The 17,240-nt window shown below is 47.2% G+C and carries 25 protein-coding genes; 11 read left to right on the top strand and 14 right to left on the bottom strand.

Translation table 11 applies throughout. The features are described 5' to 3' along the window. Positions 1–170: 170 nt before the first annotated feature. The 10 genes from AC5YB3_RS20230 to AC5YB3_RS20185 form a co-directional block, all read right to left on the bottom strand. A complete protein-coding gene (locus AC5YB3_RS20230; RefSeq protein ID WP_006082022.1) occupies positions 171–530 on the bottom strand; it encodes a hypothetical protein in 360 nt (119 codons plus the stop codon). Continuing rightward, positions 520–735 carry a helix-turn-helix transcriptional regulator gene (locus AC5YB3_RS20225; protein ID WP_006082023.1) on the bottom strand — a complete coding sequence of 72 codons (216 nt, stop codon included), beginning with the start codon at positions 733–735 and terminating at the stop codon, positions 520–522. Before AC5YB3_RS20225 ends, AC5YB3_RS20230 begins: the two co-directional genes overlap by 11 nt. 57 nt (positions 736–792) lie before the next feature. Next, positions 793–2,061, bottom strand: a complete 1,269-nt coding sequence (locus AC5YB3_RS20220) for a tyrosine-type recombinase/integrase (RefSeq protein ID WP_494526043.1) — start codon at positions 2,059–2,061, stop codon at positions 793–795. After that, positions 2,062–2,286, bottom strand: a complete 225-nt coding sequence (locus tag AC5YB3_RS20215; protein ID WP_006082025.1) for a hypothetical protein — start codon at positions 2,284–2,286, stop codon at positions 2,062–2,064. Continuing rightward, complete coding sequence (locus AC5YB3_RS20210; RefSeq protein WP_494526042.1) at positions 2,276–2,959, bottom strand: replication protein P; 684 nt, start codon at positions 2,957–2,959, stop codon at positions 2,276–2,278. The genes AC5YB3_RS20215 and AC5YB3_RS20210 overlap by 11 nt, the downstream gene beginning before the upstream one ends. Beyond that, positions 2,956–3,792: a helix-turn-helix domain-containing protein gene (locus AC5YB3_RS20205; RefSeq protein ID WP_494526041.1), complete on the bottom strand. Its 837-nt coding sequence runs from the start codon at positions 3,790–3,792 to the stop codon at positions 2,956–2,958. Before AC5YB3_RS20205 ends, AC5YB3_RS20210 begins: the two co-directional genes overlap by 4 nt. A gap of 143 nt (positions 3,793–3,935) precedes the next feature. Beyond that, positions 3,936–4,703, bottom strand: coding sequence for a hypothetical protein (locus AC5YB3_RS20200; RefSeq protein WP_494526040.1), 768 nt, complete (start codon positions 4,701–4,703; stop codon positions 3,936–3,938). Between the two features lie 152 nt (positions 4,704–4,855). Further along, positions 4,856–5,182: a hypothetical protein gene (locus AC5YB3_RS20195; protein WP_494526039.1), complete on the bottom strand. Its 327-nt coding sequence runs from the start codon at positions 5,180–5,182 to the stop codon at positions 4,856–4,858. Positions 5,183–5,187: 5 nt separating this feature from the next. After that, positions 5,188–5,811, bottom strand: coding sequence for a toxin YdaT family protein (locus AC5YB3_RS20190; protein ID WP_494526038.1), 624 nt, complete (start codon positions 5,809–5,811; stop codon positions 5,188–5,190). 113 nt (positions 5,812–5,924) lie between these two features. After that, positions 5,925–6,227, bottom strand: a complete 303-nt coding sequence (locus tag AC5YB3_RS20185) for a helix-turn-helix domain-containing protein (RefSeq protein WP_494526037.1) — start codon at positions 6,225–6,227, stop codon at positions 5,925–5,927. 118 nt (positions 6,228–6,345) lie between these two features. On the opposite strand from AC5YB3_RS20185, the gene AC5YB3_RS20180 reads away from it, so the two are divergent. Continuing rightward, positions 6,346–7,005 (top strand): LexA family protein, encoded by a 660-nt coding sequence (locus AC5YB3_RS20180; RefSeq protein ID WP_259578911.1) that lies wholly within the window; start codon positions 6,346–6,348, stop codon positions 7,003–7,005. A 412-nt stretch (positions 7,006–7,417) separates the two neighbouring features. Here AC5YB3_RS20180 and AC5YB3_RS20175 read toward each other — a convergent pair whose 3' ends face one another. From AC5YB3_RS20175 to AC5YB3_RS20160, 4 genes are all read right to left on the bottom strand, one after another. Further along, complete coding sequence (locus AC5YB3_RS20175; RefSeq protein ID WP_494526036.1) at positions 7,418–8,389, bottom strand: hypothetical protein; 972 nt, start codon at positions 8,387–8,389, stop codon at positions 7,418–7,420. A gap of 152 nt (positions 8,390–8,541) precedes the next feature. After that, positions 8,542–9,201 carry a hypothetical protein gene (locus tag AC5YB3_RS20170; RefSeq protein ID WP_494526035.1) on the bottom strand — a complete coding sequence of 220 codons (660 nt, stop codon included), beginning with the start codon at positions 9,199–9,201 and terminating at the stop codon, positions 8,542–8,544. A gap of 431 nt (positions 9,202–9,632) precedes the next feature. Beyond that, complete coding sequence (locus tag AC5YB3_RS20165; protein ID WP_494526034.1) at positions 9,633–10,184, bottom strand: transglycosylase domain-containing protein; 552 nt, start codon at positions 10,182–10,184, stop codon at positions 9,633–9,635. 98 nt (positions 10,185–10,282) lie between these two features. Further along, on the bottom strand, positions 10,283–10,777 hold the full coding sequence (locus AC5YB3_RS20160; RefSeq protein ID WP_494526033.1) for a hypothetical protein: 495 nt from the start codon (positions 10,775–10,777) through the stop codon (positions 10,283–10,285). Between the two features lie 940 nt (positions 10,778–11,717). Here AC5YB3_RS20160 and AC5YB3_RS20155 point away from each other — a divergent pair. From AC5YB3_RS20155 to AC5YB3_RS20110, 10 genes are all read left to right on the top strand, one after another. Beyond that, positions 11,718–12,080: a forkhead box protein gene (locus AC5YB3_RS20155; RefSeq protein ID WP_494526032.1), complete on the top strand. Its 363-nt coding sequence runs from the start codon at positions 11,718–11,720 to the stop codon at positions 12,078–12,080. A gap of 125 nt (positions 12,081–12,205) precedes the next feature. Further along, on the top strand, positions 12,206–12,553 hold the full coding sequence (locus AC5YB3_RS20150; protein ID WP_220592641.1) for a hypothetical protein: 348 nt from the start codon (positions 12,206–12,208) through the stop codon (positions 12,551–12,553). Between the two features lie 30 nt (positions 12,554–12,583). Next, positions 12,584–13,213, top strand: coding sequence for a hypothetical protein (locus tag AC5YB3_RS20145; RefSeq protein ID WP_494526031.1), 630 nt, complete (start codon positions 12,584–12,586; stop codon positions 13,211–13,213). Further along, positions 13,210–13,602 carry a hypothetical protein gene (locus tag AC5YB3_RS20140; RefSeq protein ID WP_494526030.1) on the top strand — a complete coding sequence of 131 codons (393 nt, stop codon included), beginning with the start codon at positions 13,210–13,212 and terminating at the stop codon, positions 13,600–13,602. The genes AC5YB3_RS20145 and AC5YB3_RS20140 overlap by 4 nt, the downstream gene beginning before the upstream one ends. Then, positions 13,596–13,829 (top strand): hypothetical protein, encoded by a 234-nt coding sequence (locus tag AC5YB3_RS20135; protein ID WP_168825297.1) that lies wholly within the window; start codon positions 13,596–13,598, stop codon positions 13,827–13,829. The genes AC5YB3_RS20140 and AC5YB3_RS20135 overlap by 7 nt, the downstream gene beginning before the upstream one ends. After that, a complete protein-coding gene (locus AC5YB3_RS20130) occupies positions 13,826–14,890 on the top strand; it encodes a DGQHR domain-containing protein (protein WP_494526029.1) in 1,065 nt (354 codons plus the stop codon). Before AC5YB3_RS20135 ends, AC5YB3_RS20130 begins: the two co-directional genes overlap by 4 nt. Beyond that, positions 14,887–15,180, top strand: a complete 294-nt coding sequence (locus tag AC5YB3_RS20125) for a hypothetical protein (protein WP_012089044.1) — start codon at positions 14,887–14,889, stop codon at positions 15,178–15,180. The genes AC5YB3_RS20130 and AC5YB3_RS20125 overlap by 4 nt, the downstream gene beginning before the upstream one ends. Beyond that, positions 15,181–15,459, top strand: coding sequence for a hypothetical protein (locus tag AC5YB3_RS20120; protein WP_494526028.1), 279 nt, complete (start codon positions 15,181–15,183; stop codon positions 15,457–15,459). It begins immediately after the preceding gene. Next, positions 15,456–15,695, top strand: coding sequence for a hypothetical protein (locus AC5YB3_RS20115; protein ID WP_494526027.1), 240 nt, complete (start codon positions 15,456–15,458; stop codon positions 15,693–15,695). The genes AC5YB3_RS20120 and AC5YB3_RS20115 overlap by 4 nt, the downstream gene beginning before the upstream one ends. Continuing rightward, positions 15,683–17,233, top strand: coding sequence for a DNA cytosine methyltransferase (locus AC5YB3_RS20110; RefSeq protein WP_494526026.1), 1,551 nt, complete (start codon positions 15,683–15,685; stop codon positions 17,231–17,233). Before AC5YB3_RS20115 ends, AC5YB3_RS20110 begins: the two co-directional genes overlap by 13 nt. Positions 17,234–17,240 lie beyond the last annotated feature (7 nt).

Raw genomic sequence — 17,240 nt, 5'->3', positions numbered from 1 at the left:
GCGAAGGTCAAATAGAGAATAGCGGCAATGTGTTGCTTGTTAGCTTTAACGCTGGGGATGTAAGGTAGGATTAACGGGCGTTAGCACTTTGCTGACAGTCAGATCTAACGGGTTAGCAGTCTTGGTGGACAACCGTCTAACCCGCCAGCCCTCGTAAGAGGGCGTTCCTTCTAATTCATCCTATCCAGCAGTGCCATTTCGGCTTTTCTTAGCCAGAAGATGTAAGACTTTTTGCTGTCAAATCCCATTAAGGCCCACTGCTCTTTGCACAGGTAATGGGCGCGAATGGCGCGTTTGCAGTTTATGGATAACTGCTCAACGAGGTGGTCAAAATGGGCGACATGGGCAGGCACGTTGAGTTCGTGCTTTAAGTTGCCGCCGCCCAAGGCTTCGCCTAAACGGTCGCAGGCGCTGCGGTTCGAAAACCCCTTGCCCAATTCTTGGTACACCCAATAACGGCCCCAGCGATACAGCCCTAACCGCAATGCCTTAATGTTCATCCTCTGCTCGGGTTCATCACTAAAGCCCATTAGCCACCTCATTTATCTTCTCAATCGAAAGCTTAAACACATCAAGGCATATCGATGTCACATCGTCATAGGGCGCAGTAGTACGGCCATTTTCCCAACGTTGGTAAGTGTTGCGGCTAATGCCGTAAATCTCAGCCACTTCGTCTTGGGTCATGCCCCGTAAACGGCGCCCTACTTTCAATACATCCGCGGCGCGATTAGCCATAAATCCTCCTGTACTCAGGCCATAACCCAGTTGTTCTAGTTGTTCTAATTGTCATTGTCATAACCACCCCACTAACATTGGCTCGTCCGGCTCACTCGTCTCAGTGGTCGATTGGCGCATAATCTCGGGCGCCACATCATCAAACCCCAGCGTGATTAAGTGCGCATGGTAGGCATCCAGAGCCATCAACATGCCCTTATCTAAGGTGCTGTTGACGTAAGTGCGCAGCAGCAATGGCAAGGTGTGATTCAAAATCCGCTCACCCACCATGGTGTCTACCCCCATATCCGCAATAATGGTGCGGCACAGTTTTCTTAGTGCGTGGGAGGTAAATGCCTTAAACCGAATGGTTTCACTCCAATACTGCGCAGTACGAATGCTCACCGGCCCCACTTCGCCTGGGAACAAAAACGCCCGCTTGCCCACATGCGTGTATTGCCAGTAGGCGTAATGGGTTATCAGCTTCTTGGCTGTGGGCGTCATGGGTAGTCGGTGCTCTTGGCGGTTCTTGGCATTCTCAGCGGGAATAAACCAGTAATCGCCGGCGAAGTGGTCCCAACGTGCTAAACGGGTTTCACCTATGCGGGTACCGAACATCAACATCAGCACAAACAGCATCGCCACCGGTCTTGCTGCATTCCGTAGGGCGCTAAATAACGGCCCCACATCCGACTCGCTTAACTGCGTGCCCACCAAAGGCGGCATCTTCAAACTCATTTGCACCCGATACCCCGCCAAGCTATTGGTGTCTAACACTCGCAAATCAGCCGCAACCGATAACGCCCGCTTTAATACCTTTACCGCCGCTTTGATGTAATTGGCCGAATAACCCTGCGCCAACATGGGTTTGATTAAATAGCTGTCCACCGCGATAAAGTTCAGCTCGTTGAGCGCTAACTCACCAAAGCAGCCGCTGAGATGTTTACTCACCAACGATTTACAGTTACTGCGCCAGCTGTTGCTTAAGGTGCGGTTGCTCTCCACATGGCTCACAAACCACGCCAGCAATTGCGCGACGGTCGCAAACTCGTTGCTGATTACCGTTTGTCCCATGCTGCGTTTGGCGAGCAAACTGGGTAACTCGGTTAAAAAGGTCTTCAAGCACATCACTGGCCACACGCCCTGCTTTTGCCACACGGTTTTACCCGCCTCGTTCATCACTAAATACACCGAGGCTTGGCGTCTATCGGTCGAGGCGCGTAACCGCACTGCCGGAAACTGCGTGTCCCGAAAGTCCCGTGTTATCCCTGCCCGCAACCAACGGCGCAATACTGCATCGTTTAACTTGCCTTGCTCCACGCCTGTTGCTGTCATCACCTGCGCCATCTAGCCCTCCAACCGATATTCAAAGGTGTGATGGGTACCCGAGCGTATGCGCTTTACTCGCTGATTCATCGGCATATCCCGAAACCGCGCACTTAAGGCTGTCTCACTGTCGTGAACCCCAAAGCGGTTAAAGCTTTCTTGCTGGATTTCAAACAGGGTCCAAAACCGTTTACCTGTGATGATGCGCATCAAGCGTTCGCGCTGGGTCAGTGGTTTAGTCGCCATCGTTTGCCCCCTTAAGTCCAAGGTTGGTTCGTAAATTGGCAATAATTGATTTGGCCTTTGCCGCCTCAGTCGGCCGCGTCACCGTTTCGGGTAGTGCTTTTGGCAACGCCACATCGGTCAACTCGCCACGGCTAAAACGTCTGCATAAGACTTTGTAATTGCGCTCAAAGGTCATCAATACGTCCTTTTCGAGCCCTGTTGCAAACATCCAACTGCCCGTCTCGCGCACCGCTAAGCGCACCACATCATGGCTCCACGTATGCTTATCAGGGTGATGGTAATGGCGCGTAGCCTCCTTAAACGCCGCCTCTAACTTGGGCAGCCCTAAATCACAGGCCGTCGGTTGGCACCACAAAGCAAACTGGCGCGGTGTCGGCCAAAACTGCCTATCGCCCTGCTCGCGTCTCGCGCGATTCAGCCCCGCTTGCACTTGCTCGCGGCTCGCAATCCCCTGCGCCGCCAACGTTTTAAGCCACTCGGCTTTGTGGGTCGCTTCGTCCTCAGGCCGTGGCGCACTCACCGGAAACAACACCCGCAACTTGCTAAACACGCTGTCCACAATCGCCATGTCCATCGCCGTGGGCTCAGGTTGGCTAACACGCCCCTGCCCAACCAGCGGCTGGCGTATCAAGGTCTGCAGTGATTTCATGCTCGTATTTTGATTGGCAGTCATATCAAGGGGTCCTCTGGGTCATACACCGCGTAGCTCCAATCCACTTGCCCAACTGCCGTTGCCATTGGTCTTGGCAACGGCGTCAGCCATTGGCGTTCGCGGATAAACTTGGTAATACCCAACACAAACTGGCCGTTAGCGCTAAAGCCCCAACTCGTATCGAGCGCCGCAGCGTCCTTCAACCACGTCACCGCCAACACACAATCGGCGTCGGTTAGCTTTTCGGCCTTCCACGCTTTCCACGCAGCCGAATCCGAGCCGCCTTTGCGATGGGCGGGATAGGCTTTGAAAAACGCATTGAAAACCGACTTAGCACTGGTTGCTGGACAAGAGTCTTTTAAAGATTCATTGATAGATTCAAGATTGATAGATTCTGGGTGAACCAGATTCACTAGGGGTGGTGAACCACGTTCACTAGCTGGTGAACCATATTCACTAGGGGGTGAATTTCGTTCACTAGGGGGTAGTGAACCACATTCACTAGGGGGTAAATCTGCGCCATTGGGGGATAGTGAATTTGCTTCACCCCCTAATACAGCAGCGTCTCCCTTGCATTTTGGCGCCATCGGCTCAAAACGAATGTGGAAAATATTGGTGGAGTTACCCTTCTCGCCCTTGCGATATTCGCGCCGTAAAAAGCCGTCATCCTCCAACGTTTTTACGTGGTTCATCACACTGCGGCGGGTTATCTCACACTGCTCTGCAATGTTCTGGTAACTCGGCCAGCATTCGCCTTGGTCATTGGCGTTATCAGCAAGCTTGATCAACACCAGCTTGCGCAGTGGATTACCCACCTTGGCCTTCATCGCTTTTACCATCAATTCCATACTCATAAGTCACCCCCAAACAGAGCAACCCACAAACTCGAATTGACGCAAACCCCATGCTTCAGTAACATGATATTGCCTCACTTAGGTATTAAGCCCGCATCCGTCGCCAAAACTTCAGCGGGCTTTCTTATGTCTACAACAACGGGTCAACTGCAATGCGCCCCGTTGCCCTCCGCTCGCTCGCCTTCACTGCCAAGCAAGTAAACCTTGTTCGCCAAGTTACTGCGCAACTGGCTAAAAAAATCACGCCGTTTAATGTGCACGTTGCGGCTTTTCGCTATTGCACTCATATCAGCGGCATTCACATCAACCGCACTCGCATCAGCCGCGCCTACATCCGCCGCCAATAGCGCAATAGAACGTTCCGCGCGTTGTTCTTCCATCAACAGATAATTCATAATCCAATCGATGCTCACCGTCGGCAGCAACAACTGCTTGCCACTGCCCAGCAACGCCTTATCCACGATGTCGGTCGCGATAACCGCCAAACGCTCAGGGCGACTATGCTGCAATTCATCGCAGTGCCTTAACACCTCAACCATTCGGCCCACCTGCGTTCGCTTAAACAACTCCGCCGTGGTATGCCCATGAAAACAGGCAATGTCTTTGCCCATGTTCACGCCACTTAACGCTGCCCGTTCAGAGGTTGCAGCGCTAAGCTCAAGGGCATTAGGATCATTGGCGCTAAGCTCAGCCACATTAGGCTCAGTGCGATTAGGCATGTTCGACTTAGCTTTAAGCGCCATCGCCTTAAGCATTAACTGCTTTGCTTGCATCATGAGTAACGTCACTTGCGCGGTTTCCATCTCGGTAAGCGCGGCCACGGCGGGCCCATCAGCACTGCGAACTTGCCCATGTACCGAACACGCGGCGCCGCCCTCCAAACAACAAATTAAACATTCAGGATCAAACATCGTTATGCTCCTCACTTCATGATCTTAGGTATTAAGCCCGCATCGGTCGCCAAACTGTGGCGGGCATCGGGATAACGGCGTTTTTTACGCACCCAGTTATCACTTAACTGATTTGTGAACATGTCATTCACTCCTTCTCTTATTTCAACAAGTCATTTCAACAACTGCCACTTATGCCCATTGGCACACACGGCGCGTTTCGAGCCCGACTTGGTTTGCTTTAAAGCCAAACCGCACTGGCCACACGGCACATCAGCCACCCGCTTAAGCATCACCGCATTAATCTGTGCGCTGTGATTAGCCCGTTTAGGCCGATAACCTAACGCCCGCGCCACTTTTACATACTCTTTCGCAATCCATTTGCCATCGGGTTCTAAATGCAAACCGTCGCCGATCATGTCGCCCAAGCGGATCAACTGCTGGTGCAACTCGGACTTAGCGCGGGCGATAACATTAATGTTAAGGTTCGATTGCTGCATCGCGGTCACTTCTCGGCCGCGTATTGCGCCGACTTACCGCCATGACTCGCTAAATACGGGTACGCCAGCTCTAACGCCGCCATGCTGGCTTGCGTGGTCGCCGCCGACTCTTTTAATTCGCGGTGCGCTGCCACTAACTGCTCGCGCTTGGGCGCCGGCCCCAAATGGATCACCGCCACTTGCGCCTCGGCGTTCTCTTTGGTGAGCGATGCCGCCATATCGGCCACATGCAACACATGGCCGTCATTCATACGGTCAGCAATCACAGTCACCCCAGTGCAACTAAATACATCGTTGAGATACTGCACCCGCAAATGCTCAGGCAATGCCGCCACCAGTGCTTGCTCAACATGAAACAAGCGATCAGCCTGCGGATGTTGGCCCTCGTACTGGCCAAGCCAACGGAACAGCTTTTGCGCATTAATCCGCGCATCGTTGTGCACGTCTTGACTGCTGGCAAAGCTAATGCCCTCCGCCGCCAACACCTCACTCAGCCCAAGGCGCTCAACCGCCGCAACAAAATCAATCGCCAGCGCAAAGCGCGTCATCTTGGGTAACTCCAACACCCGATGAATTGTTTTCATCAACAAATTCAAACGGCTATCTTTTTTACGTGAATTGGTTTTCATGCTAATAAGCCTCTCTCTGTTAACTTACTGTTATTGAAGATTTGAAATTAATTAGACCAATGTTCAGTACTTACCAACTGAATCACGGCTCGCGTACTCATGCATGTAAGTCGCTAAAAGCGAGCCGTAACAGTGGATTCTTCAATATGCTTGCTGGCATCGGGTTCGCAATCCGGCCTAGAAGTGGTAACGCTATAATCAGCAGATATATCCAATGGATTTGGAAATACATCTGCAAATGAACATTGAGCGCCAAGACTGTTAAGTGCGTTTACGATTTTCCAGCATTGATTGAAGTCAGGAGTTCTTCGCCCTGTTTCATAGTGATAGAAGGTTGACACATCCGTACCAATGATTTGAGAGAGAGCTTTAACGGAAATTCCGGCACTCTCTCTGATGTTTCGAATCTGTTGCATGCTCACCTCAGAATTGACACTTTATGCAAATGTACATTATGTATATTAAGCAAGCAACAAGAATGTACATTTTGTTTGTTGATAGTATTTGTACATAATGTACATTTTGGGGATGAAAATGAATTGGACTGATCTGGTTAAAGCCAGAATTAAAGAAATTGGGATGACCCAAGAAAAGCTCGCAGAGTTGATAGAAGTAACTCCGGGAGGAATGGGCCATTGGTTGAATAAACGCCGTGAACCTTCATTAAGCCAAATAGCAAAAATTCTAAAAGCTGTCAGTCTTGACTCGCTTTTACTCCATTCTGATGGGACTTTAGAATATCCTGATGAAGCGATTTCAAACGTGGTACACACGAAATCACCTATTGCATACCAGAAAAAATTTCCCGTTATTAGTTATGTGCAGGCTGGAGCTTGGACTGAGGCTTTAGAACTATGCATGTCGTCTAGCACAGACGAATGGTATGAAACAACAGAGCGAACGAGTGATCGATGTTTTTGGTTACGTGTACAAGGAGATTCTATGACGTCTCCCGCTGGAACAAGTTTTCCAGAAGGGACGCTTGTCTTAGTGGATACAGAGAAAGATTTCCAAAATGGGTCTTTTGTGGTTGCAAAGTTAACTGATGTAAATGAAGCAACGTTCAAAAAATTGGTGATCGATGCAGGTCAGAAATTCCTAAGGCCACTTAATTCTGCATACCCGACAATGCCAATCAATGGAGACTGTAGAATCATTGGTGTTGTTGTGGATGCTAAAATTAAGATTACTTAGACATATACTGTTCATGGAAACCGGACACGTTTTTATTGAAGCTTTTCAGCAGTAATTAGCAACACACTTTTCCATTGAGGGTGTGTTCAATATCTAATTTAATGTAAGACACCCCACCAGATTTCATTTAGTCTCGCGTTGGATGTCTGTTCTGTTTCCAAGGTAAGAGTTTGAGCGTACATATTTTAAACTCAATGATCAATTAACAACCCAAATAGTCTTACTCGAATCTGTTATGAATGTTAATGACGTGATAATTTGAACAGTTATCAGAGAGCAAGCATCATTTTTTGATAATAAGTTTGATCACTTTCAAACTCACTTTTGGATAAAACCTTGTTAGATTCCAAGCTCTAATTCGTGGGTTTCGGATTAAAATTTCAATGGATTAATGCTAAAGCACCGGCAGCATTTACGCTGTCAGGGAGCTTTGACTTGTTAGCTTTTTCTTTGCTAGCTCCCAAATCTCTTGAATCTGAGAGGTCATAATAATTCCTTTGAATACAGGGTGATTTACATCATCTCTTAGACATTCAAAGTGAGTATCACTTGTTATTAGGTTATCAGCATAGTAACAATATATCGTATGCATACAGTCATGAAGAAGACCTCTACTTTTGGAGTTGTCCATTTTTAGCTGAGTTTCAGCCATCATAGCCATTTCCAAAACAGGCCCTCTTACCATCAATACTGAATAATTTGCAATCATGAAATCCAACCTTTCAAAGGGGTCTGCTATAACCTTTTCATTCCAAAAATCTTGAACGACGCTGTTCTGTAACTCGAAGCCAATACAAATAATAAAGAAGATAAATATTAATGTTATTTTGTAGGTGCGCTCAGTTTTTTTATCTAACTCTAGGCTTCGCCCGACGTTTTCTAGCGCCATAACCATTGCGCCATGAAAAGGATCGTTCTCGTAGTTTTCGTGTGAATCATCACACATATCGTTAATGATTCCCTTCAAGCTTTTTGAAAGCTGCCTAATCGCGTTAGACCTTTCTTTTAGTTCGTTAACGTCTAATGGAATGGTACGGTCAATCTTTCCATGAATATTTTCCCAGGTTTCCGCCATTTGCATATTTGAGTAAGGGGCATCTCGGAATATTGTTCTATCCTTTATAGGACAGTCCTGTTTGATATATTCAATGATGATTTCAGAAGGCGACTTGATTAGTTTTCGAGCACAGTTAAATTGAGCCCAGTATATGAGGTAATCTCTACGCTCTTCATTCGAGTTAAGAAGCACCTCCCACAAACTCACTGGAGACAAAAACAACTCAAACTTTAGGTGTTCTTTCATCCCAGCAAGAAAATCGAAATCTTTTACATTATCCGCCAGAAAATTTAGGGCTGATGTGTCAAGGTAAAAAATACTACGCATATTTCTCCAAAATTTAAGATAAGCTAGCGCCCGCTTAAGTGGTGAGCAACGCTGCAACAACACTTAATTATTACGCTGAAAACATAAAATAAAAATCATCCAAAAACCGCCGAGATTTGCGAATCCGTCATAAAGCATTTGTTAGTATTCAATTACTTAAATCCTAAAGATATTTGCTGAACGTAGCTTGCCCATGACTTATAACACCTCACAGATGCATAACTGAATTTCGGTGCTTCTGGCGTGACATCAAGCTTCATTTTAAGGAGGTACATTGTTTGAGCAACGTTCACTACGTTGCGGTATCTATCTCTATTTGGAACTATATTTGAGTCTATGAACCCCCTTGCAATATTCTTCGGACCTCTATTTAAATTTTCTTTCCATAATAGTCTTTCTCCATCATTTGAAGCACTAATAGCTTCACTTTCAAAATCATATGACCATTGATTAAAATCGTTCTTCAACAGCTCAAACAGCTCGCTAGAAATAATGAAGATATCTAAGTCTGAACCATTCCCAAATGGTTTACCTAATTTACTTGGGGATAAAGACTGGCCTAATCTAGCGCTACCTGTAACATTTAGTTCTTTTGGATCAATATTTAATCTCGTGCCAACCCACGATCGAATTGACTCATAAATTCCAGGGCATTCTTTAAATGCGAATGGAATACCTTCAGACAACCACTGCCTCGCGATAGCTTGCCTTGCGGATTCCCCACCATGTTTTGCCGCATCAGAGATTAATTTAGCATCCGGATAAGCTGATACCATACCTCTTAAATGGCTTGATACTTTAAACGGTTCCATACAGCCCTTTAGAGTTAAGTTGGTTGAATCGATTAACAATATAGTTAGCTCGTTGATGTACAGCTAAGGTTTGCTATTACCAAACCTTGGCTCTGGATATTTTAGTCTTGCAACTATCGAAGCTGCCTCATAGTTTGTAAGTGAGGTTATATCCAACCTTAAACGTTTACACACCTGTTCAATACCTTGCAAATCCCTGTTGCATGATCACATGTAGAGCACTCCACTGTTAAAGTGGTCAGTTTTTAGCATTACTAAAACTTGGTCATTCGTTGTGTGTCACTCATGGCCTAAAGTCCCAATGCTAACTCCCAATATGGCATTAAAGCATGTTAGCCCACAGCCAGCGCAAAATGGCAGGATTTTATGCATTAACCAGACGATCTTAGAGTGACTCCAAGCTAAACAATAAACCATTATGAAATCAATGACTAATGCCTCAAGCTGTGTGGCAAAGCACGTTGCCTTGATTTATTAGTTGTTTTCTCGTGCTTTGCTTGAATATAACTAACTCTATTAATTATATTTTTCTCCCACTTTCCAAAATCACTTTTCGGCCTAGGGTACTTAAGATGTGCTACTAGTGAAACTATTTGCTGTTCTGAGGCAGATTCCAGATTTGAACCAACCAATTTGTTAATACCATCGATTCCTTGATAGTTGTATCCATAATAAGCAATTGCTAAATATGCTTTTGCTATATCTTTTTTATTTCTTTTCCTCAAAAGAAGTACAGACAATAATTGTTCTTTTAATTTTCTAACAACCGTCTGCGAGTATTCACCAGTTACCACACGGACAAATTGTTGTTCAATAGTGCTAGCTCCTTGAGTTTCATTTTTAGATATTTTCTGGTACACAGCTCGCAACATACCAATTTGATCAATACCATAATGATATGAAGACCTATGATCTTCTGCAGACACCAAATAATCCACATATAAATCAGGCACTTTATCTGATTTTAAATCAATAACCAGCATACATTTTAACAGCTTATCCCTAAATCCAAGCAAATTGAAAGTGAGAAGGAGACTGCTTATAATATAGGCAGGAACAGTACACAGGAAATATAAGTATTTCAAAAGGGTTCCCTTTGGCACACGACCGTACCATCTTGGTTTGCGACCATTGAATTGAAAGCACCAATCATTTCAGATTCGGATTTAACTATTAAATCATAGAAATTCGTTGATTCTCTTCCGTGGCCATTCTCTACTGAGTGCAAATAGATTCGATCTTTACCTAGATAATTTTTTTCAATATAGCCTTCAATAACTGATCGAGTTCTGTTCTTGCCATTAAATTCCCTTTCACCTGTAGAAGAATTTTCATAGATTTTCTCCGCACTACCTTTTAGGCTATTCCCTTCTTTCCATATAATGACTACGTACCTCAAAACCATATTTTTATATGGATTGTATGCCGTATTGGCAGTAACCATTTCCAAGTACCACCGTCCTGTTATCTCAGGAACAGGAAAGAACCTTTCTCTAGCAAGAAAGAAAAAGAATGTTAACACTACACCACCGGCCAATGTCGCGATTACATCAGCCCAAAAACTTCCAAAGTCCATTAATTACCCTAACTTGTTCTGCAAGCAAAATCTTCAATGCGCACGCAACATTACATAATTGCAACAATAAAACGTGCGTAGTTAATTATTTGTAACTAAAGGAAGTTATCAGATTATCATCAGGTACACCATACTGAAAACGCGAATATGCACTCAACGCAGGCATTTTTGAATAAAACTGTTTGGCGGTTCAGCCCACTAGTTACGCATGGCTGAAATGTAATAGAGGAAAAGTTAGTACAATTTGACCTGTCAAAAGGCAGAACCAAATCTTGATTGGCCAGCCAAGCGATTCAGGTTATCAGCCATAAATAGATGTCCAATTCTTTTCGCGGACAAATTTCAGCAATCACTTGAGGCGAATTGCTATAGATAATATTTTGGCACTTTGAGGTATTACTAAAATTTGGTCAATTTTTCAGTTACTGATAGAGAAAACGTAAGTGTTTCAAACAAGCTTTGAAGCAAAAGCATAGAATCAACAGTGCTAGTTTTGCTAGAAGCCTATGTATCATCCCCAAAAATTAACAGTTTCCTTTAAAATCTTGAATCCTTTTATGTAACCAATCCATTTTACACGGGTTCATTTTTTCATCGATTGTTAAGTTCAAAAATCAGAATACATCACCAATTAGTCACTAGTTACATCCCCTAGATAGTATTTCCCTATCATGTTATTGAACAATTTGTACATATCCAATATCAACCCATCATTTTTTATGTGTATTTATATGCACTTACATCACTTTTTTTTACAAAACTAGCAAAACAAAATAAATATACATTTTGTATTGACCTTAATATGTACATAACGTACATTTGGTTCATTGATTAAAACTGCCGTGTAGAAAGCTAACCCCAAGCACTGACACTCTGAACCATAAACGACTGACCGCCCTTTCGAGCTTTGCTCTCAATGGGTACTACCGAGGACAAGGAAATGATTCTAGCGAAAGTTCACACCACACCTAAGCAACGCGATGAGTTTCGTCTACTGGTTGCAATACGTTTTGCCTGCTTAATGGCGCTGGCCAAGGGCCACACCGACCCAATGGATTGCCCACGAGTACAAGCCCGCTGCGCCGAGCTGGTCAAGCATTTTGCCTATCACCACCCTAGCCCAGCCTTTTACCGCCAGTTCATTCGCCACACGGGTGAACTCGGGCTCAATTTCTGCCTGCGCTTCACTGAGCCCCAACAAGGTTTGTACGGCAAGGTGATGGTGTGGCGTAACGACTCAATGGCCGTCACTAATGTGCATCCGCTGCACCCTATGACGCCAGCCACGCCCGTCGGCCGCTAAGCAGTAGAGCTGCGAAGCCGCCGCGAACATTCACGATTTAGGCTATCTAGGCAAAGCAGCTAAGGGGTGATGGTCCATATCCCTGTAACGATTACGGCGACAGTTTCACCTTGTTGGAGGCAATTATGTTTTTTGTTTACGGCGTGTCCATGACCTTAGCGAAAAAGCAGGCGGCCAAAAAGTGCAGCACCTCAGTTGGCGCACACCCTAACCGCCGTCAACTGAGCCCCGACGAGTACCAAGCTAAGTTGGATGATATGGCGCAGCATTTGTTTGACACCATGAAGCCGCAACGCCTGTCGCATTCGTTATCGACGCCCGCGCTGTGCCAGCAATACATTGTTTTAGCCATGACCCAAGAAGCCCACCGCGATGTGCATATTCGCTATCACAAGCTGTCGGACAAGGTGAACCCTAAAACCAAGAAACCCATCATCAATCTGGTGGTGTTTAACGGCGAAGCCGCAGCTTAGCCCTGCTGATTCAAAAGGAAGGAATAGCGTATGAACCACCCAACGAGAACGACATTTTTAAACGATGTGGCCAAACATCAACTCACCATTCTTAAAGATGATGGCGTGTTCCGTCACATGGTACTCAGCCAAGGCAGCTTTGAGCATCGCTTTGAGATCACCACATGGCCGCAGCATCTGTGCATCAGTGGCGATATGGGCTGTTACGTATTTTCTCGGGTTCAGGACATGTTTTGCTTCTTTCGCCAAAGCGGTGATGACTGGGGCGTGAACGCGAGTTACTGGGAAGAAAAGGTACTGGCTGAGTGTAAAACCGATGGCACTCGTGAGTTTGATGCCAAAGAAGCCGATCAACGCCTTGAGCAGTTTTTGCAGTGGTTTGTCGAAGGGCTAGACCCGACGAATGAAGAAGATGCCGAGGCGATTAGCAGCGCGACCAATGCCGTTAAGGAGTTTACCCAAAACCGCGAGAACGTAGAGTGGGATGTGGTTTATCGCCTCAATAACTGGGATGAAGACGATGCAGGCGGCATGACGTTAGATGATTTTTGGGATGGCTGGAAAGACCCTTTCACCTATCGCTTTATCTGGTGCTGTTACGCGATTGTGTTTGCCATCCGCCAATACGATGAAGCGACCCAAAGCAAGGAGGCAGCATGAGCAACGAACATGATTTTTATGCCAAACATTACCCTTGGCTCAATGCAGATCAACGTGAGTGCTTTGATTTCCTTTGTGACATTCACAACGGTGGCAATCACATGTTTGGCAAAATCCAAGCCTGTGGTGAACACGGGTTATCAATCAACAGTACTAGCGCGCATTACATGTCTACCTTCGACTATAGCGCCCTCACAACTGCCGTCGTTCTTGCACATGACCGCATGATCCGCTTTCAAATCGAGCCATCGGGCCCGCGCATGTTGAAGCTCGTTGCCCATAAGCGCCATCTGCGTGAGGGCCGAATGAATGAGCGTCACCCAACCATAGAGGACGCGATTAACAATGTAAGGAAGCAATACCCATGTGACGAGGTGGCAGCATGTTGACGTTAAGCACTGCCGATATCAGCGAGCTAGAGCAGAGCTTTGGATGCCAGATTTCATGCTCTAGCTGTATACGCACCATTTTTATCGTCTCAGACAGTGACATAGTCGCCGAATTATCAGCGGCAGGCTGGCAGCAAGCCATCAACGACAATGAGTTCTTTCCATGTGTCTGCCCAAGATGTGTTGCAGAACTTAAAGAAAACGAACTAGAACAGGGAGAAGCATGATGGATATGTGTTACTCAATGCCCGCTGTGATGGGCGTACAAGGTGGCAAAGTGTTTTACACCGTTATCATGTCAATGCGTGTACTGGTTCGTATGTTACGCATTGACGATGCCGGCAGTGTGCTCGACCGTAGCCAACGTAAAGTTAACCCAGCCCGTGCTAAATCCATTGGCAATTACATGGTGGCGAATCCAACAGGGTATTTTCTGCCAGGCATTATCGGCGTGGTTGAAGTGCCAACAGGCGGCGATGCGCCAAAGTTCGAAGCGTCCGAAATCAGCGGCGTGGTTGGTGTATTAAAAGTTGGCCTTGATTCGATTATCAAGTTGTTCGATGGTCAGCACCGCGCCACAGGTATCGCAAAGGCACTGGAAAAATCACCGGAGATTGCCCAAGACTCAATCTCTATCACCCTATACATGAATTTGTCGCTGCAAGAACGCCAGCAAGCGTTTACCGATATCAACCAAAATGCCAGCAAACCGCCTCAAGGTTTGTCAGATACCTACAACCACAGGGATGAGCTATCAAAGCTCACCATGGATTTAGTGAATCAAATCGACTGGATGCAAGGCCGTGTTGATTTTGCGACAAACAAACCCACGGCACAGAGCGAGTGCTATTGGTCCTTTAAACAAATTAAAGACGCTACAGCCATCATGCTGGGTACCAAGAAAAACTTTGAGCCCTTCCACGCCACCCTTGCCTATGACTTTTGGAACACCATGGGCGCAGCAATGGAGCTCCAATCCCTTGGCAGTACAGAGCGAGAAACCAGCTTATTTACCACCACGGTAATGCTTAAAGCACTGGCGAGCGCCGCAAACGTGGCAGAATCCATCGGCCAACGCCACTGGCGCCATGCTTACCAAAACCTCGTTTGGAGTCGCAACAGCCAAGACTTTACAGGCCGCTGCATTTGCCCCAAAACAGGCAAGCTACTCGCCAACGCCGATGCCGTGACGCTGACATCAAACCTCATTCTTAAAACAATGTCGCAAAAGCTCGACCCCGTTCGCGCCAGCGTTGAAAGAACGTTTTTCCCTGAGGTGGCAGCATGAACCACTTACTCCCGGGCTTTGAATCACAAGAGCGCGTTGCGTTATTGCTGTCGCTTACCCGCATTAGTTCACCCGAGGTGATTGCCGCGTTAACACTGCATTACACCAGTGCCCTGCCCGCCGAACGCGCGGCGGCTCGCCACGGTATTGAACTGTCTAACTTTATGCGCGGGCAAAAGAAGCTAGAGCAAATCGCCGCCACGGTCGAGGCCATTAAAGCCATCGACTGGGCCAAGCTGCAATTAACTCATTTGCAATCAAGCCCTTTGCAACCGAAGCAAGTGGCCTAAATGACTCAATCAGCGGCGTTTCGCCATCTGTTAAATCATTATCGCAGCCATAAGTTAAGCCTGTTACTCAAGGCCACAACGGGCGACAGCATCAAAATCGCGCTAGCACTCGGCGCGTTAGATTGCCTGTACTGGCAAGCATTAGGCAACGGCTTAACCAACCTCGCCAAGGGCATTAGCCGCACCATAGTGTATTCGTACCGATATCACCCAATGCGACTACCCTGCCACCCGCCAGTCAGCCAAACAAGCGACACCCAAAACAAGGAGGCGGCATGAATACGTTTAGCACTAAAGCGGGCGTGGTCACGTTATCTAAGCCCTACTCCACCTTGATGTGCGATCAGCAACAAATCGAAGTGAAGTACACCCCAAACAACTACCACGGTTGGGGCATTTGTAAGTCTTTTAACGCCATCGAGTGCTGCGACTTCGGCCAAGCCGACGCCGAAGTATTCGCACTCAACGCAGAATCAAAACTCAGGATAAAAGGAGAAGCAGCATGCGAGGCTTAATCGTCGATAATTTTGCAGGTGGTGGCGGTGCAAGTACGGGCATAGCGTGGGCGATTGGTCGCAGTGTGGATATCGCTATTAACCACGACCCTGACGCCATTGCGATGCATTCAGCAAACCACCCAAAGACGTTGCACTACTGCGAGTCGGTATTTGATATTGACCCAGTGCAAGCTACTGCAGGTAAGCCAGTTGATTTAGCTTGGTTCTCACCCGACTGCAAACACTTCTCAAAAGCCAAAGGCAGCAAGCCCGTGAGTAAAGAGATACGCGGCTTGGCTTGGGTGACGGTTCGCTGGGCGATGATGGTTCGGCCGCGCGTGTTGATGCTTGAGAATGTTGAAGAATTTAAAACGTGGGGGCCTGTTATTGAATGCCCAGTCACGGAGGCGATGCGCCCCTGCCCTGAGCGCAAAGGCGAAACCTTTAACGCCTTTGTCAGTATGTTAAGCACTGGCATAGATGCGGAGCACCCAGCGTTAGCGGAATGCGTCGAAACCTTAGGCTTACTCGATACCGCTAAACTGATGAAAGGGCTGGGTTATAAGGTGGAGTGGCGCGAGCTACGGGCCTGTGACTTCGGCGCGCCGACCATTCGCAAACGGCTATTTATGATCGCCCGTTGTGATGGCCAGCCCATCGTTTGGCCTGAGCCGACCCACGGCGCACCCAATAGCGAAGCGGTTAAATCGGGCAAGCTGCAACCTTGGCGAACGGCGGCTGAATGCATCGACTGGTCACTGCCTTGTCGCTCCATCTTTGGCCGTAAAAAGCCGCTGGCAGAAAACACCATGAAGCGCATTGCTAAAGGGATTCAAAAGTTTGTGTTTGATGCCAAGGAGCCGTTTATCGTTCCGCAAAATGTCACGTTAGCCCCCTTTATTACTGAGCACGCGAATGCCAGTAATCAACGCAATATGCCCGTTGATGAACCCTTGCGCACGATATGCGCCGAGGTAAAAGGCGGTCACTTTGCGGTGGTGCAACCGGTACTAGCGGCGGCCAATATCTGCAAGCATTACGGCGGCAATTACTCGGGACCAGGTGACGACCTTAATAATCCCTTACCGACGGTGACAACGGTTGATCACAACGCGCTGATCACCAGCCACATGATTAAATTGCGTGGTACTAACCTCGGCTTTGCGATGGACGAACCCGCACACACGATCACCGCTGGCGGCTTACACCTCGGCGAAGTGCGCGCGTTCTTCATCAAATACTATGGCAACGAGCAAGACGGTGTGGCATGTAACGAACCATTGCATACCATCACCACCAATGACCGCTTTGGCCTAGTGATGATCAAGGGTGAGCCCTATCAAATCATCGATATTGGTATGCGTATGCTCGAACCCCATGAGCTGTTCGCCTGCCAAGGGTTCAATCCTGAATACATTATCAGTAACTACAACGGCAAATCGACTAAGAAACAGCAAGTCGCCCGTGTGGGTAACAGCGTTCCGCCCCCGTTTGCCGAAGCACTCACCCGCGCAAATCTCCCCGAGCTTTGCATACACACCGCCGAAGCGGCATAGGAGTTTT

It is taken from the genome of Shewanella sp. 1311 (assembly GCF_059338235.1).
The sequence above is the reverse complement of the archived record's forward strand: the minus strand, read 5'-3'. Positions and strand labels throughout refer to the sequence as shown.

Bases quoted from the DNA above. Each gene is read 5' to 3' on its own strand.
- AC5YB3_RS20155 (WP_494526032.1), top strand. From the start codon at position 11,718: ATGATTCTAGCGAAAGTTCACACCACACCTAAGCAACGCGATGAGTTT.
- AC5YB3_RS20220 (WP_494526043.1), bottom strand. From the start codon at position 2,061: ATGGCGCAGGTGATGACAGCAACAGGCGTGGAGCAAGGCAAGTTAAAC.
- AC5YB3_RS20120 (WP_494526028.1), top strand. From the start codon at position 15,181: ATGACTCAATCAGCGGCGTTTCGCCATCTGTTAAATCATTATCGCAGC.
- AC5YB3_RS20140 (WP_494526030.1), top strand. From the start codon at position 13,210: ATGAGCAACGAACATGATTTTTATGCCAAACATTACCCTTGGCTCAAT.
- AC5YB3_RS20210 (WP_494526042.1), bottom strand. From the start codon at position 2,959: ATGACTGCCAATCAAAATACGAGCATGAAATCACTGCAGACCTTGATA.
- AC5YB3_RS20145 (WP_494526031.1), top strand. From the start codon at position 12,584: ATGAACCACCCAACGAGAACGACATTTTTAAACGATGTGGCCAAACAT.
- AC5YB3_RS20185 (WP_494526037.1), bottom strand. From the start codon at position 6,227: ATGCAACAGATTCGAAACATCAGAGAGAGTGCCGGAATTTCCGTTAAA.
- AC5YB3_RS20150 (WP_220592641.1), top strand. From the start codon at position 12,206: ATGTTTTTTGTTTACGGCGTGTCCATGACCTTAGCGAAAAAGCAGGCG.
- AC5YB3_RS20230 (WP_006082022.1), bottom strand. From the start codon at position 530: ATGGGCTTTAGTGATGAACCCGAGCAGAGGATGAACATTAAGGCATTG.
- AC5YB3_RS20170 (WP_494526035.1), bottom strand. From the start codon at position 9,201: ATGGAACCGTTTAAAGTATCAAGCCATTTAAGAGGTATGGTATCAGCT.
- AC5YB3_RS20110 (WP_494526026.1), top strand. From the start codon at position 15,683: ATGCGAGGCTTAATCGTCGATAATTTTGCAGGTGGTGGCGGTGCAAGT.
- AC5YB3_RS20125 (WP_012089044.1), top strand. From the start codon at position 14,887: ATGAACCACTTACTCCCGGGCTTTGAATCACAAGAGCGCGTTGCGTTA.
- AC5YB3_RS20130 (WP_494526029.1), top strand. From the start codon at position 13,826: ATGATGGATATGTGTTACTCAATGCCCGCTGTGATGGGCGTACAAGGT.
- AC5YB3_RS20205 (WP_494526041.1), bottom strand. From the start codon at position 3,792: ATGAGTATGGAATTGATGGTAAAAGCGATGAAGGCCAAGGTGGGTAAT.
- AC5YB3_RS20200 (WP_494526040.1), bottom strand. From the start codon at position 4,703: ATGTTTGATCCTGAATGTTTAATTTGTTGTTTGGAGGGCGGCGCCGCG.
- AC5YB3_RS20115 (WP_494526027.1), top strand. From the start codon at position 15,456: ATGAATACGTTTAGCACTAAAGCGGGCGTGGTCACGTTATCTAAGCCC.
- AC5YB3_RS20195 (WP_494526039.1), bottom strand. From the start codon at position 5,182: ATGCAGCAATCGAACCTTAACATTAATGTTATCGCCCGCGCTAAGTCC.
- AC5YB3_RS20135 (WP_168825297.1), top strand. From the start codon at position 13,596: ATGTTGACGTTAAGCACTGCCGATATCAGCGAGCTAGAGCAGAGCTTT.
- AC5YB3_RS20160 (WP_494526033.1), bottom strand. From the start codon at position 10,777: ATGGACTTTGGAAGTTTTTGGGCTGATGTAATCGCGACATTGGCCGGT.
- AC5YB3_RS20225 (WP_006082023.1), bottom strand. From the start codon at position 735: ATGGCTAATCGCGCCGCGGATGTATTGAAAGTAGGGCGCCGTTTACGG.
- AC5YB3_RS20215 (WP_006082025.1), bottom strand. From the start codon at position 2,286: ATGGCGACTAAACCACTGACCCAGCGCGAACGCTTGATGCGCATCATC.
- AC5YB3_RS20165 (WP_494526034.1), bottom strand. From the start codon at position 10,184: ATGCTGGTTATTGATTTAAAATCAGATAAAGTGCCTGATTTATATGTG.
- AC5YB3_RS20190 (WP_494526038.1), bottom strand. From the start codon at position 5,811: ATGAAAACCAATTCACGTAAAAAAGATAGCCGTTTGAATTTGTTGATG.
- AC5YB3_RS20175 (WP_494526036.1), bottom strand. From the start codon at position 8,389: ATGCGTAGTATTTTTTACCTTGACACATCAGCCCTAAATTTTCTGGCG.
- AC5YB3_RS20180 (WP_259578911.1), top strand. From the start codon at position 6,346: ATGAATTGGACTGATCTGGTTAAAGCCAGAATTAAAGAAATTGGGATG.